The organism is Gordonia amarae NBRC 15530, from assembly GCF_000241345.1.
In the GTDB taxonomy this organism is placed as follows: Bacteria; Actinomycetota; Actinomycetes; order Mycobacteriales; family Mycobacteriaceae; genus Gordonia; species Gordonia amarae.
Genome location: NZ_BAED01000068.1, coordinates 1 through 13,801 on the forward strand (window position 1 = coordinate 1; position 13,801 = coordinate 13,801).

Annotated in this window: 10 protein-coding genes; 4 read left to right on the forward strand and 6 right to left on the reverse strand. The window is 60.1% G+C overall.

Annotated features, from left to right (window positions below):
• Positions 1 to 377: IS3 family transposase (locus GOAMR_RS19955; RefSeq protein ID WP_005192266.1), on the forward strand; the 377-nt coding region annotated here is incomplete at its 5' end.
• Between the two features lie 397 nt (positions 378 to 774).
• On the opposite strand, the gene GOAMR_RS19960 is transcribed toward GOAMR_RS19955, so the two are convergent.
• Both GOAMR_RS19960 and GOAMR_RS19965 read right to left on the reverse strand, forming a co-directional pair.
• Positions 775 to 1,422 (reverse strand): type IV toxin-antitoxin system AbiEi family antitoxin domain-containing protein, encoded by a 648-nt coding sequence (locus GOAMR_RS19960; RefSeq protein WP_040515917.1) that lies wholly within the window; start codon positions 1,420 to 1,422, stop codon positions 775 to 777.
• A gap of 640 nt (positions 1,423 to 2,062) precedes the next feature.
• Positions 2,063 to 3,061 carry a hypothetical protein gene (locus tag GOAMR_RS19965; RefSeq protein ID WP_138943829.1) on the reverse strand — a complete coding sequence of 333 codons (999 nt, stop codon included), beginning with the start codon at positions 3,059 to 3,061 and terminating at the stop codon, positions 2,063 to 2,065.
• Between the two features lie 702 nt (positions 3,062 to 3,763).
• Here GOAMR_RS19965 and GOAMR_RS19975 point away from each other — a divergent pair.
• A complete protein-coding gene (locus tag GOAMR_RS19975; protein ID WP_138943830.1) occupies positions 3,764 to 4,594 on the forward strand; it encodes a hypothetical protein in 831 nt (276 codons plus the stop codon).
• A gap of 648 nt (positions 4,595 to 5,242) precedes the next feature.
• Here GOAMR_RS19975 and GOAMR_RS19980 read toward each other — a convergent pair.
• Positions 5,243 to 5,968, reverse strand: coding sequence for a DUF6338 family protein (locus GOAMR_RS19980; RefSeq protein ID WP_040515918.1), 726 nt, complete (start codon positions 5,966 to 5,968; stop codon positions 5,243 to 5,245).
• A gap of 373 nt (positions 5,969 to 6,341) precedes the next feature.
• Between GOAMR_RS19980 and GOAMR_RS24890 the strand changes: the two genes are divergently transcribed.
• Together GOAMR_RS24890 and GOAMR_RS19985 are read left to right on the forward strand one after the other, a co-directional pair.
• Positions 6,342 to 7,217 (forward strand): hypothetical protein, encoded by an 876-nt coding sequence (locus GOAMR_RS24890; RefSeq protein ID WP_138943831.1) that lies wholly within the window; start codon positions 6,342 to 6,344, stop codon positions 7,215 to 7,217.
• Positions 7,218 to 7,628: 411 nt separating this feature from the next.
• On the forward strand, positions 7,629 to 9,044 hold the full coding sequence (locus tag GOAMR_RS19985) for an ATP-binding protein (RefSeq protein ID WP_040515919.1): 1,416 nt from the start codon (positions 7,629 to 7,631) through the stop codon (positions 9,042 to 9,044).
• 1,347 nt (positions 9,045 to 10,391) lie between these two features.
• Here GOAMR_RS19985 and GOAMR_RS19990 read toward each other — a convergent pair.
• The 3 genes from GOAMR_RS19990 to istA all read right to left on the reverse strand — a co-directional run bounded on the left by GOAMR_RS19990 (position 10,392) and on the right by istA (position 13,668).
• Positions 10,392 to 11,159, reverse strand: coding sequence for a DUF6308 family protein (locus GOAMR_RS19990; RefSeq protein ID WP_244427462.1), 768 nt, complete (start codon positions 11,157 to 11,159; stop codon positions 10,392 to 10,394).
• Between the two features lie 200 nt (positions 11,160 to 11,359).
• On the reverse strand, positions 11,360 to 12,151 hold the full coding sequence (gene istB / locus GOAMR_RS19995; protein ID WP_040515920.1) for an IS21-like element helper ATPase IstB: 792 nt from the start codon (positions 12,149 to 12,151) through the stop codon (positions 11,360 to 11,362).
• On the reverse strand, positions 12,148 to 13,668 hold the full coding sequence (gene istA / locus GOAMR_RS20000; protein ID WP_138943832.1) for an IS21 family transposase: 1,521 nt from the start codon (positions 13,666 to 13,668) through the stop codon (positions 12,148 to 12,150). Before istA ends, istB begins: the two co-directional genes overlap by 4 nt.
• Between the last annotated feature and the right edge of the window lie 133 nt (positions 13,669 to 13,801).

Below are 13,801 nucleotides of genomic sequence, written 5' to 3' on the forward strand. Positions count from 1 at the left end.
CAGGGCTGATTCACCACTCCGACCGCGGAGTGCAGTATCGAGCCATCCGCTATACCGAACGTCTTGCCGAAGCGGAAGCGGTGACTTCCGTTGGCTCCAAGGGTGATTCGTACGACAATGCGATGGCCGAAGCGTTCAACTCATTATTCAAGGCCGAATGCGTCCGCAACCCCGTCATGCGTCCTCGAGGTGGCTGGGTCGGTGTCGGCGAGGTCGAGATCGCCGTTGCCGAGTACATCGACTGGTTCAATCACCGCCGTCTGCACGGCGAGATCGGACACGTCCCGCCCGTCGAATACGAGGCCGCCTACTGGTCGACCCACACGGTCACCAGCTACCGTGAGAACCCGGTCCCGGCAACCGCTGGAACCAACTAACCGAGCCTCCAGCAAACCCGGGGCGATTCAAGGCCCGGCTCGACCACAGGATCGTGATGCTAATGGCTTCGAGTGAGCGGATTGAACGCGGGTGAGGAAACAAGCGTCTGAAAGACGCCCTGGCTGACCCTGCGAGGCAGCGCGGGTGGAGGCGATTGTTGAGGAGATGGCGCGGCACGGCCATGTCGACGTGGCCAGCGATGGCGGGGAGACGGAGTCGGCGACTGGCGCATCTGACCCTGGGTGATTGACATATCGAAGGTGGTGGAAGCCAGGTCAGAGCATCAACTGGCTGGACACGATCCTGGACAAGTTCGCTGTATCGAGCCGGTGAGGGAACACACCGGACTTGATCGTTCTTGCTAGCCGTGATTGGGAGTAGCCACGGCGGTGCAGCTCAGGCGTTGCGGTCGCTGGCGGTGATGAGCAGATCGATGACCTGGTCGGGGGCGAGGGTGTTCGTCCACTGCCAGGTGTGCGGCGCGATCAGGTCCGCTACCTGTTCCCGGGTCAGCAGTTCATCGATGAGGATGGTTTCCAGGACGGTGCCCACGTGGGATCCGTCGATGCGGTCGGCGGTGAGGTCCGCGATGATGCGGGCTGGGGATGCGACGGGAAATCCGTCGACCAATGACCATTCGCTGTAGTCGAAGTCGGCGACCACGACCCGTGTGTTCGGCAATTCCCGCTCGATCGGCTTCGGTGAGGTGAGCGTGAACTGGTAGCCGGCGACCGAACCCAAACCGCGGAGCACTGCGGCGGTTTCGTGGCTGACGATGGTGTCGGGGTGATGGCGGCGTTCGCTGATCGGCGTGTCCAGGTCCAGGGTCAACCAAATACCGGCCCAGTCCTCGACCAGCAGCAAGTCGGGGCCGCCGATCGCCCACAGGCCGTCCGCTGACTCCCACATGTTCTCGGTGGCTACCAGTTCCCTGATCTGATCGTCGGTGACACCGGCGGCCTGCACTTGGGTGGTGGTGAGCAGCCCGAACTGGTCACGTGACAGTGCACGCAACCGGTCGACAAGTTCTGCTGTTCCATTCATGACTAAGTCATCGTAGTGACAGCGGTACTCAGTGCAGCGGGACAGCGAATCAGGGCCGAGTGCAGCTGGCATGTCCCCCCGTGAACCGGTCCAGGTAGTTCTCGAGTCCTGATTGCCCTGATGAGGGCAGAACGGACGATGAGGGAAATGGCAACGAAAACGTCACTCGGCGGAGGACACCCTGCGCAAGCTGCGGCGCGCCGACGAGCTCGCGGCCGAGGGCAAGACCGGTGAGCAGATCACGAACGAGTTGGAGGTGTCGGCAGCCAGGTTGTACAGCTGACGCCGCTCCCACGGCGATATGGGCGCTGACGCGGCCAAGGAGCTCAAGGATCGCGCGATCAGAACAAGCGGCTCAAGCGGCTGCTGGCCGATGCGGAGTTGGAGAAGGACGCTGTGCGGGAGATCACGAAGGGAAAATTCTGAGCTCGACTGCCAAACGTGCTGCCATTTACATGCTCACGCAGGTGATGGTCCTGTCAGAGTGTATGGCGTGCAAGGTGGTTGGGCTTTCCCGGTTTGCACCTAACTCGGCGATGGATTCGTCCAAGATCCTCGCGATGGTCAGTTTCTCCTCACGGTGTACGAGCTCCCTGCCCAGCGCGGCTCGGTCCTTTGGCCCGACTGTTGAGCGGCATCGTCACGACTGAGGCGGTTCCTTTTCGTCCGGGACCAGCTTCTTCGCAACATACTTCGAGACGTTGTCGGCGTTCAGGGCTCCGGTGGCCGACAGGACCGAGCTGATCACCTGCGCTACCAAATGAGGTCCGGCGAAGATGCCCACCATGATGGCGCTGAACATCGTCATCCAGATGAGCGCCCTCACAGCCTTCTGTGCGCTCCGGCGGCTCATCTTGAACCGATCGATGAACCGCTTCTCGACCTCGGCGGCAACGGTCGCGACTGCTTCGTCTTCGCTGAGGATCGCATCGACTCGCTCTGCGTAGTCCGCGGCGAGGTGGATCTTGGATAGTGTCTGCGCATCTATGCTGCGGAGCGCCTCGGAAGAAGCGAAAATCGCTCGAGCCATGTCAGAGGTGATCAGCGATTGTTTGAGTTTCAGTGACTCGTTTAGGCTGGCCAACGCTTGGCTCGCACCGAACAGCGCAGATGAGTTCGCAACAGTGAAGGCGTGCGTGATCTTATAGGTGGAGACGAGACTCGCATTGAGCTGTTCCATCACCGGTCTCATGCTGGCGAGAATGTCGGCCTGCTGTGATATCGCGAACCCCGCAGTGTTGATCGCGGCGACGGTTTCGCTCATCTGCGCGGAGATGCCATAGTCGAACGCTCGATACGACCTCATCGATTCAGCGAGCGCCTTCATCCCCGGCGAGGTTGCAAGCTGCCTCGTCCCGAAGTCCAGGTTCGACATGGTCGCGGCAACCCGTGCCAGCTGCGGACCTGGCACATTTGCCTGGTACTGGCCGAACTGGTTGAAGGACGCAAGGGTTGGTCCGAGCTGCTTCATGATGCTGTCTCGCACGGCGTCCAACGCGGGGGGCATCGATGTGAGGTACGTCAGTGAACGGATGGTCTCGGGCGGGAGTTTGAATTGGGCACCCGTCTGCACGAATCTACGGGCGGCAGCTTTCATTTCAGGGTCGATATCGAAGTCGCCTTGGCCAGGCGTGCTCATGTCGGCCCCTCCCGTAGTTAGTTCGTCCATTCTACGGTGGGGTCCGACACACTAAGTCGCTCGATCTACGCGTGTCGCCTGAGACTACTCGTCATCCTCCGTCAATTCCGGCGACTCCTACTCCATCTCGTCAGCCTTGTACTGGTAGCACGCCTCCAGTGTTCCGTGCCGTGGCTCCGGCGCACTCCTCATCGGAAATGGTGCTGCATGAGAACTTGCACGAGTTTCCGACACTCGAAGTGGACCCACCGCCAGGACTACGTCTACACACAGAAGCCGTACCGCATCGCGTTCCCGAACGGCTCGACGATCCCGTTTCGTGAAGCCGACGCGACGAGCGATATGATTCCGGGTGGCGGGTCGGTTACGATCCATGTACAGCGTGCAGCCCAGAGGTACCAGAGGTACATGAGTGAGGGGCTGAGATTGACCGCGAGAGACGAAACGCCAGGGCGCGCGACGAGGGCGAGCGGTATGACGGCGGGCGTCGGAATCGGCGACTATGCGTCAACGATGAGTTTGTAGTTCCAGATGCACAGCATCTCGTGTCGCGCTGACCGGGAAACGCCGTTGGGTCGCCACAAACACAAGTCCGTCAGCATCGCGGTGGCCTCGGCACACAACTGATAGGACGCTGACATGGCAACCGCGACAGTCGCTCTCATCGTGTCGATCATCAGTGCGGCCATTACCCTCGGCGGTTTGTTCTGGCAGTTCACCCTCTACCGGCTCTCGGGCGCGCGGCTGCGGGTCCAGACCGTGCTGGAGTTCCACAACGAGTACGGGCACGTACAGACGGTCACGGGTACCCGGCGGATGACCTGGGACGACTTCATCGCGGGCCACCCGGGGGAGCCGACGCGCCTAGGCATCGAGGTGGTGCGTGTGCGGGTGACCAACGTCGGACGCTCGCCGGTCTCGGTCGACAACATCGCCCTCGACATCGGGCGCTCCTCACGCTTGCGGCGCGGGCGCAGCTCGGTCGTGCCGTGGTCGTTCAGGAATATCGACGCCTCGGAGCCGGAGTTGAACAAGCCTACGTCGGGACCCACCAGGCTCGAAGCGGGGTCTACCACGTCGCGGGTCTACCACCTATGGCCACTGGTCGAATATCACGCTGACCGCGACGGTGAGATCGTGATTCGAGGCACCGCCACGGCAGCCGGGCGGCGTCCGACGCTTTCGCGCCGCAAATTCGCGTGGAGGTTCACCACCGGTGATGAGTCGTGGTTCCTCGACTCTGGCGTAACTCCCGATGTGCGTGTATACCGAGAGCTGTGGCGTCACAGCTACGACGAGATGGTCGGAGGGATACCTCGGATCATGCGACGCGAGGTGGTGCGGAAGCTGGAGGAGGGCGCGTCCAAGGATGAGTTGCAGGCGTACCTCGATGAAGTTGGCCGGAGTGACGAGCTCGGCAGGTACTACGGGGTAGTCGCCTTCGACGCCCACAAGGCGTTCCACAAGTGCGAACCCGACCCAAAGCCGGCTGGTGGTGAGGGTGAACCCAGCAACGATGACGACCAGGATTGAGTAACGCCCGCCTACACCGCCACGAGTTTGCAGCTCTGTCAGTGGAGCGTGGAATCGTGACCGAACGCCCAGTCGACTTCGACCGACTCCGATACATGCGTTGTGGGACCTGCGCCCACGAGTGGGAGGTCGACGCCGAGTGGATCGACCGGTTCCACACGGGCGATGAGCCGCGGCCGAAGTGTGGCACCGACTGCACGAGCGAGCATCTGGCCCTGCGACGCCGTGCTGGCTACGTGCTCGGACGTGGTTTCGGAACTCCGCCACCACCAGGAGGCGGCTTGATCTGCTGTGGTCGACCCGCCGGCTGGGGGTTCGGGCGAGGCTGGCGTCCCCCAGTATGCTCGGGTTCCCCCTGCGCGGGTCGTCGGTTGATAGGCATGTACCCACCACCGGTGAAACCTTCGGCTCGGGTCTCGTCAGTCATAACTATGTGCGCTTCTTTCCACTGGTCACGACACCCGCCGACCCCTTCGGGGCAGTCGGGTTGCGGTGTTCGCTCTTCGGATCGGCGGGCGTAAACTCACCGCCGGGCCGGTAGCCTCCGCCGCGGGGCGCGATCCACCGGCTTGTGGATGTCTTGCGCCTCGTCATGCCAACCACCTCCTCATATCCTCGTGGTTCAAGTATGCAGCCTGGGCGCATGGATCACGCATCGTCGGCGGGATCCGGCGGTGGCGGTGGGATGATCTGCACTAGTCGTGCATCAGTACATGGAACCCACACACCCGCTGGCCCAGAGATCTGGTCGATGAAGGTGCCGTCCTCGTCGAGTCGCCATGCCTCGTCGATGAACACGTCCCGTGGTTCGGGATAACTGGTGAAGTATGCCGCTCCGGTCACTCGCCCACCGATCCAGTTCCCCTCAGCGTTGAGGATCCGGATGAAACTCCCATCCTCAACAATGTTGCTGGTCGCGTAGTCCCAAGCCGTCGGAACTGGGTTGTAGTTGCTTTCTTTGCTGAACAGGGCCCGCCGCCACGACATGGCTCCGGGATCGTCTGCTCGATGGAACAGTGTCTGCCAGAACGTCGTCTGGTTATACGCCTGCCGGGTTAGGAAACTGGCGGCTATATGGCCAGCGACAGCAGGGATGACGAAGACAAGGACAATGCCGACGATACCGACGCGACGAGGATCACCACCGAGTTCGTGCTGAGGGTCGAGCAGCCAGCCAGTAAAGCTCGGCCCCAGACACAGTATGTAGAGCAGCAGAAACCCCACCGAGAGCGCCAATGCACGAATCAGTCGCGGAGTCAGCTCCCGGTCAGCCGGATTGGGGCCGATCCGGGCACTCTGAACCCCCTGGAACACGAAACCAGGGATGAGTACGGCCACCAGGGTGAGCGCCTGTTGCCATCCACTGACAAGCACGTGGCCACCTTCCTCATCGATCGACCGAGCTTGAGGGAAGCGTAACGCCGCGGTAGGACAGGACCGACCGGAACCGCGCCCTGTGTAAGCGCGTGCTGTGGTCGATGTCAGGGCCGGCGCCTGTTCTGACGCCGAATCGCTTTCGTCAACGGCCGAACACGGGTACCACAAGCGTCGCAGCGTCGTTGTTTGCGTCAAATAGGGTGTAACGCAGGCCCAACTAGAGCCATTCGCTACAGTTGCGGACGACGGCACAACTCGTTGGCTCTGATCTCGCCAAACCGACTTCGAGGTCGGCTAACGCGCACGCTGGCGAACGATCCAAGCCTGTCCATCGTCCTCGTGAACCTCACCCTGTGGCAGGGTACTGAGCATGAGGAAGTATGTGTTCCAATCCGTACTGGACCAGTTGCCGGAGTGCTTCGCGGACGCCATGTTGCTGGATGTCGCGGTTGAGAAGTCTCTAGCGGATCTCAGGCAGCGACGCATCAACGATACTGGTCGCGGTAACGGTGCGCCTCCGGTGTTCCACAAAAGCATGAACAAAGCCGTAGTGGTTGCCGCCGTTGGTGGTATCGAGGCGTTCTTCGAAACGCTCGCAGTTCAGGCGAAGGAGATTGCCGAGCCTCTTCCGGAGAACGGTAACGACTGGTATACAATCACTGGGCGAAAGGGTGAAATTCAGACGCCCAGCCCTCGAAATATTCGGAAATTGTTCTGGAGCATTTTTCACGTCGACCTTATGGAGAGCTGGGATCTGTCGATCACAGCATCGGAGACTGATACAGGGGAAGGAAACGGTACGTGGCGCTCACGCCACAACTACCGGCACACCGGCCCTGATGCCTTCGCGTTCCTCGATGCCACTGTTAAGATCCGTCATTCGTTCGCACATGGTGACCCAAGTCAGTCGAGGCGAGCGGTCGGAATGGCACACGAAGGTGTCAACGGTGGCTATAGCGTGGCATCTCATCACGCGTTCAATGCTGTTTCGGCGGCCTTGCAGGCTGCGATCCAATCGACCTTGTACCTGGCTGATTCGCTGGGACTGCCATATACTCCCAAACCGCGTTGGAAGGTATCGTGGGAAAATGTGCGCGGTCAGAACATTGGCTTGGACTACTGGCTTCGCGGCGCACCGGTATGGGAAGAGATCGTGACCTGGAAAGGTGCTCCTACTGACGAGCACGATCCAAATGTGGACCTACAAGACGCCGATGGTGTCCCAGCATTCGTTGATCCGATGTAACCGTGGGTACCTTTCGGAACGCCGTTGAGGCCTGCGACAACGGGATGATCAGGTGTTCTCACACGAGCGGTCGCGAGCCTCCCTATTTGAGGGAACGCTCTGGCCCCGTCGCTGCTGACGGGGTCTTCACCGTTCGCACACACCACAACCGCAGCCGACAACACTGTCTTAGTGCCCGCCACGACTAGAATCCCAGTTCACAGGCCCGTCAGCTCGAAAATCCCCAAAGAACATGACGAGTCAGGACGCTGAGTTGATCGACTAGCCGTCCGTGGCTTGTTTGTGTTTGTCATAGACGGTGTTTTAGTACCGGTCGCGTGGAACAGAAGGTAGAGTGACAGGACCATCTGCCGAGGACATGACAAGAGGAGCGCTTTGCCCAACTGGATTAAGGAGATTACAAAAGGCCCCGTGACGTTCACGCTTTCGCCGTCGGAGGACCATGCTACCCGATGCCGTTTCACCGTGGTGATCGGACCGAACGCTAGCGGAAAGAGTCTGCTACTGCGGGCCGTCGCAGACGAAGCAATGCAGGTGATGGAGCAAGTCCTATCGACCGACGAGTCAACGCAACTGATGGAGCAAGACCTATCAATAGACAATGCAGAGTTGCCTCAGGAGTTGCGCCAAGTGCTGGAGTTGCGTCAGGAGCTGCGTCAGGTGATGGCACTGCTTCAGGGGGGTCCTGAGTTGCGGCCGGAGTTGCTTGGGGTGTTTCCTGAGTTGCGGCCGGAATTGCTTCGGGTGTTTCCTGAGTTGCGACCAGAATTACCTGCTGTTCTTGCAATCTCGAACCTAATCTCGGATGGATTCACGTTTCGCACCTACGGCGAATCTCAGTACCGATACCTGGGAGTTCGGAAAGCGAGAAATTACACAACAACGGGTGTCATTCGTAGCCTGACCAAACATTCGATCGCTATAGCATTCGTTGACGAATGGCGCCGTAATGCAATCCTGAAAACGGCTGATCTGCTGGGACTGCCCGAGCCTTCCGTTCGATTTACCGCCCTGGCGCCACCGGGCTCCTCCGAGGATAGGGGTCCACGCTTCGATGTATTCAGCAAAGGGTTGGATGGTGTCAAACTGGCGAAAAGTGAGATACGGTCGGCGTACGGTGAACTCCTGGGCCTCACAGATGGCAACAAGCACTTATCTCCTATAGAGCAGCTCACTCAGTTTGCCCAGGTGGCACGATCAATCAAGTTCGATCGTCTTGAATTGCTACGACTAGCGAAGAAGTCGGGAATTATGGATGCCGACGTCTCGTTCGGACCTGAATCCGACCTCAATTATGATCGGTTGAGTACCGGTCAACTCCTCTTCCTATCCATGGTCGCCAGAATTGTTGCGTTTGTTACTCCGGGTTCCGTAGTTCTAGTGGATGATCCCGAAACTGCGTTACACCCAACCAGGCAATCGCAGCTCCTCCCGCTACTCCGGGACATAATTCCCGCTGGGTATGGCTGTCATCTATTCTTCGCTACACATTCCCCGCACATAGTCTCGGATGGCTCAGATTTGGTACTTCCTGGCGAGCGTTGGGGTAGTTTTATTGAATACAGAGACCCGTTTTACGGGAGAGACCTGGAGACGCTCTTGTACCGCGCCTTCGGTGCCCGTACAACAGGAAATTCTCTGGTAGAGGACGACCTCGTACTCCTGGCTAGTGCGATTGCGAGCGGCCCGATCGATCAGGCAGAAAGCGAGACACTGGAGTCGATACGGGGAGCTTTTTACCGTCTCAAGGAAATCTCGGGCGACGACACCCCAGTGGTGAAAGAAATATTGGAAGCCGCTGCGTCTGAGTTTAGGCTGCCTTCGTGAAATCGTTTAAGCCACCTCCAGTAATACTAAATGTGTCGGCGGTAGATCGAAAAGATTCAAATGGGCATTGGCGTAGTTGGGACTCGAGCGCAACCGTGACAACTCGGTTCAAGGAGAAGTTCCGCGCATGGGCACTGGGTAATCAAGACGGTAGGTGTGCATTCTGCCGCTTATCGGTAGGCGACCTTGGACACAGAAGACAAGTCACTCTAGACCACTTTATTCCGAAGGCCAATTATCCGGAATGGACATTTGAACCACTAAACTTGCTCGTCGCCTGTGGCTCATGTAACTCGTCAATCAAAACTAGTAATTCTCCGCTACCGCCACCGCCAGTTTCAAGTGTGCCTCAAGTATATAACCGGCTACCATTCACAATGTTCCATCCCTACCTGAATGGCCCTGAATCCGCGCATTTTCAGGGAGGTTACCCTGGAGGTAGGTGCAAGCCTACTCCGGTGAAGGGTATTTCTCCGCAGGGTAAAGAAACAATCGCTCAGTTCAAGTTGGACAACCCGTCTTTGTACAAGTCCTGGTGTGCGGAATACCGAGGAGAAGTCCGCAAGCATCGCATAGAATCCCTACCGCCACGATTGCGTGATCTCGTTCTCAAAGCCTTAGGTGAGGTAGCCTAACTTGCTAAAGGCTACGACGCCGGATGGAAGCGCTCTTCTAGTGTCTAAGTGCTTGCGGCCTTAAGTTCGTTGATGGTTCAGCAGCGAACTCGAAACCTGCATGGCGGTCTCGATGTCCTAGCCGATCGCGGCTAGTCGAGCGCGCCGAATGTTGTCTCGGCGATGCTGGGTGCTACCGAAGAAGTATGGGGTCACTTACTGGTCCTCACGGCTGCTGGTGCAGGTCGACTTGTGATGTCGGGTGGCGAGGTTGCTCGAAACCTCAAGCCAATAGGGGTGACTTGCAGATCGTACCCTCACTACAGTCGTGTGACGAAGGTTTCCTCGTGAGTGGACTTCCCCTCGGGTGGAAACTCAGCAAGAGTTCGCATCGAAGAGCGGAGAGACAGTGAACTTGCGCAAGCGTATGTAGCGCTCGCAGCGAGTTCAGCTTGCTGGCCGGCCTGATGACCCGCGTGACCACAGGATGATGTAAAGTGTCTTGCGCGGTTCTGACTGGGGCCCTGATCGTCGCGAGCCTCCCGATATGAGTACGCGCTCTGGACTCTGGCGCTTTCGACGAGCTATTCACCGGCCGCACGACCACCACACCCACAGACTAGAATCTCGCCCCGAGTTCGACCATACGGCCCATCGCCCCTGGTTAACAGGGGTTCAGCCTCCAAGGCGCTCAGGAATGAGCCAACTCGGGACGCCGGGTTGAGCGGCTAATCTAGCTGGTGCCGGTGACACACCGGGAATCTGTCAAAGTGGCGAGGCGTGTCTTGCTAGTCTTCGCTGCATCTCGACAGCTGCCTTCGGGAAGGCCGGTTTGTCCTCGAGCGCCCTGCATCCACGCAAGTACATCGAGTATTCGCAGTTCGCTGATGTCCTCTGGCAGGTGTGCCTCTTTACGCGCCTTCGAGATCCGGCGGCGTAACGCAGGGGTTGTGCGTAGCGCTTCGTGGATGGAAGCGAGGTGTTTGCCGCGGGTGCCGAGAACGTCCACGACTACAGTGTCCCAGATCGGGTAGAGGCGTGGGCGTTTGCGTGCGATCAGTTTGGAGGCGATCGTGAGACCGATGCCGTGGACTGTGAGGAGCTGATTCTCCAGGCGCCACGCTGGCCACGCGGGAGTTATGGGGCCAGGTTCGTCAGCGAGGTCGCGGTCAGGGCCGATCTCCGCAAGCAGTGGCGAGAACTCAGCTCGTCGATCGCGCAGCAGCGCCTGTGCTGCGCGGGGCCCGGCGTTGACGGATAGCAGTGTGACGGCGATCAGGTCGTCGGCGGTGAACACGTTGGCGTCGGCATCGCGGGTGCCGAGAGAGTCCCAGGAGTCGAAACTCGCCCCGGTGAAGCCGTCGTGTAGGTACGGATCACCGAAGTACGCCTGCAGCACGTTCTTGGCCCGTGTGGGGTCGTCGGATTGTAGTGCGTGAGGTATCTGCATTGCCTGTTCCCCGTCGTGGCCGGTGGTTGCTAGCTCCGAGGCTAGAACCATGCGATCCAGCATCTGGGGAGGACTGGTCTGCCTATGGGATTGTCGGCCAGCGGTGACAACTGCCTTTACGTGCTCGCACCCGTCAGCGCGCCGACTACTGGGGTTCTTGTTCCGCTGTAGCCTTTCCGGCGCGCCTGTCAACGGCCAGTTTGATGTCCCCGCTGGTGGCCAGGTAAAAGTCCCCGCCCTGTGTGGGTAGTTCAGGTTGTGGTGGGTGCCTCCGTTCGGTGTTTCATGCGGTAGGAGTCGCCGTCGGTGACGACGATCGTGGCGTGGTGCAGCAGTCGGTCGAGGATGCTGGCTGCGGTGGTGTGCTCGGGCAGGAACCGGCCCCAGTCTTCGAACGGCCAGTGTGAGGCGATCGCGAGGGATCGGCGTTCGTAGGCGCCGGCGACCAGGCGGAACAGTAGCTGGGTGCCGGTGTCGTCGAGCGGGGCGAATCCTACTTCGTCAACAATGATCAGGTCTTGGCGGAGGAGTCCTTCGATGGTTTTGCCGACGGTGTTGTCGGCGAGGCCGCGGTAGAGCGTTTCGACGAGGTCGGCGGCGGTGAAGTAGCGGACTTTGTGCCCGGCATGCACGGCAGCGATCCCGAGCCCGATCAGGGTGTGGGATTTACCGGTTCCGGCGGGTCCGATGATCGCCAGATTATGTTGTGCTCGTATCCATTCCAGTGATGACAGGTAGTCGAACACTTTCGGTTTGATCGATGAGGTGGCCACGTCGAAGGATTCCAATGTCTTGGCCACCGGAAACGCCGCGGCTTTGAGACGATTGCGGATGTTGGAGGCATCGCGCGCGGCGATTTCCGTTTCCACCAGGGTCCGCACCACCTCCTCAGGTGTCCAGCGTTGGATTTTCGCGGTCAGCAGGACTTCGGGTGCGGTGCGGCGGATCGCCGCCAGCTTCAGCCTCCGCAGCGCGAGATCAAGATCAGCGGGTAGTTCCGGGATCGTTTGTGGTGCAGTTGGCCTGGGTGTCGTGGTCCTCATGAGGAGGCCTCGCTCTCAGTGGCCGGGGTGTGTTTGTAGGCATCGAGTGAGCGTGTCGGCGCCGAGGGGAGGTCCATGATCAAGGCATCCCCGGGTGGTCGGGGGGTGGGTGCTGCGGCGCCGGTGGCCAGGATGGACCGCACGTCAGCGGCGCGGAATCGTTTGAATGCCACCGCCCGGGTCAGTGCCTGCAGTAGCTGTGTGTCGCTGTAGGCCGCACCCAATGCAAGCAGCGTGTTCAGCTCCGAGTTCAGGCGGGTGTTACCGATCGCGGCAGCGCCGATGAGGAACTGCTCGGCCGGTTCGCCGAGTGCGCAGAACTGTTTTTCCACAGCTGTTTTCGGTCGAGGCCCGCGGCCCGGTACCGGTCGGGGGCCACCGTAGTGTTCATCGAGGACACTCGCTTCACCGGGTGCGGCGAGTTCGTGCTCGGCCACCACCTCAGCGCTACCTGACTCGATGATGAGAAGCCGGCCGGCGTCCTGCACCAGGGTGACCGTCGTTCCGATCAACCGGGTGGGCACTGAATAGCGGGCTGAGGCGTACCGGATACACGAGAGCCGATCAACCTTGCGGGTCGCCGGGGGTGGTCCGACCTGCATCCGCAGAGACGGTAACTGTCCCAACACGTCCCGCTCAGCATTCAACCGCTCGTTCGGGATCGCGAGGGTCTCCGAGTGCTGCCGGGAATTGACCTCCACACACCATTCTCGGGCTGCGATGTTGGTCTGATGCACATCCAGGACCACGTCGTCACGGCCGGCAGCGACCTTGGCTTCGGTCCACATCGGGACGGCCAGATCCGATTGGGCATACCCGCACAGGTTCTCCACGATGCCTTTGGATTCGGGATCGGATGCGTGACAGAAGTCCGGCGCGAAGCCGTAATGCGCGGCGAATCGGACGTACTGCGGCGTCGGGATCACCACGTTCGCCACGACACCCCCTTTGAGGCATCCCATCCGGTCGGCCAGAACCCGCTTGGGAACTCCGCCGATCTGCTCGAAGGCCTGGGCGATGAACATCAATGTCGTGGTCGCGGTTTCGTTGGTCGCAAACGCAACGAACCGCCAGCGAGAGAACGCGAGTACCGCGCAGAACACGTGCAGGCCCCCGACGGTCGCCCAGTCGATGACCAGGTAGTCACCCGGTGCCCATACGGCGGGGCGACGTCCTCGGTGATTGTTTCTGCGCCACTGTGCTTTTAACTGCGCGACGAGGCGTCGGAAGTTGCGGTCCGATCCGTCGTAGCCGGCGGTGCGGGCGACCGGCAACAGTCGCTTGGCGGTGATCTTGCCATGTGATCGTTTGATACGTTCGTCGACCAGGTCGGTCACGGCGTCATAGTTGCGGGAACGCTCAACGCGCTCAGGTCGCGAATCGTCACCGGCTTCGAACCGGTCAACGACACGCTTGACGGTCTTGTGGGTGGTGCCGCACAGTTCGGCGGCTCCTCGGTAGCTTCCGACTTCGCGGTAAGCAGAAATGATGTCCATACGGTCCTTCGCAGACTTCAATGGAACTCCCAGGCGGTGATGGTGTGTGGTTGGCACCTTCACCGTCATCGCCTGGGCCTTCAGTTCCGGGTCGACACGACGAACACAAGGCGGGGACTTTCATCTGGCCACCAGTGGGGACCTCGACCTGGCC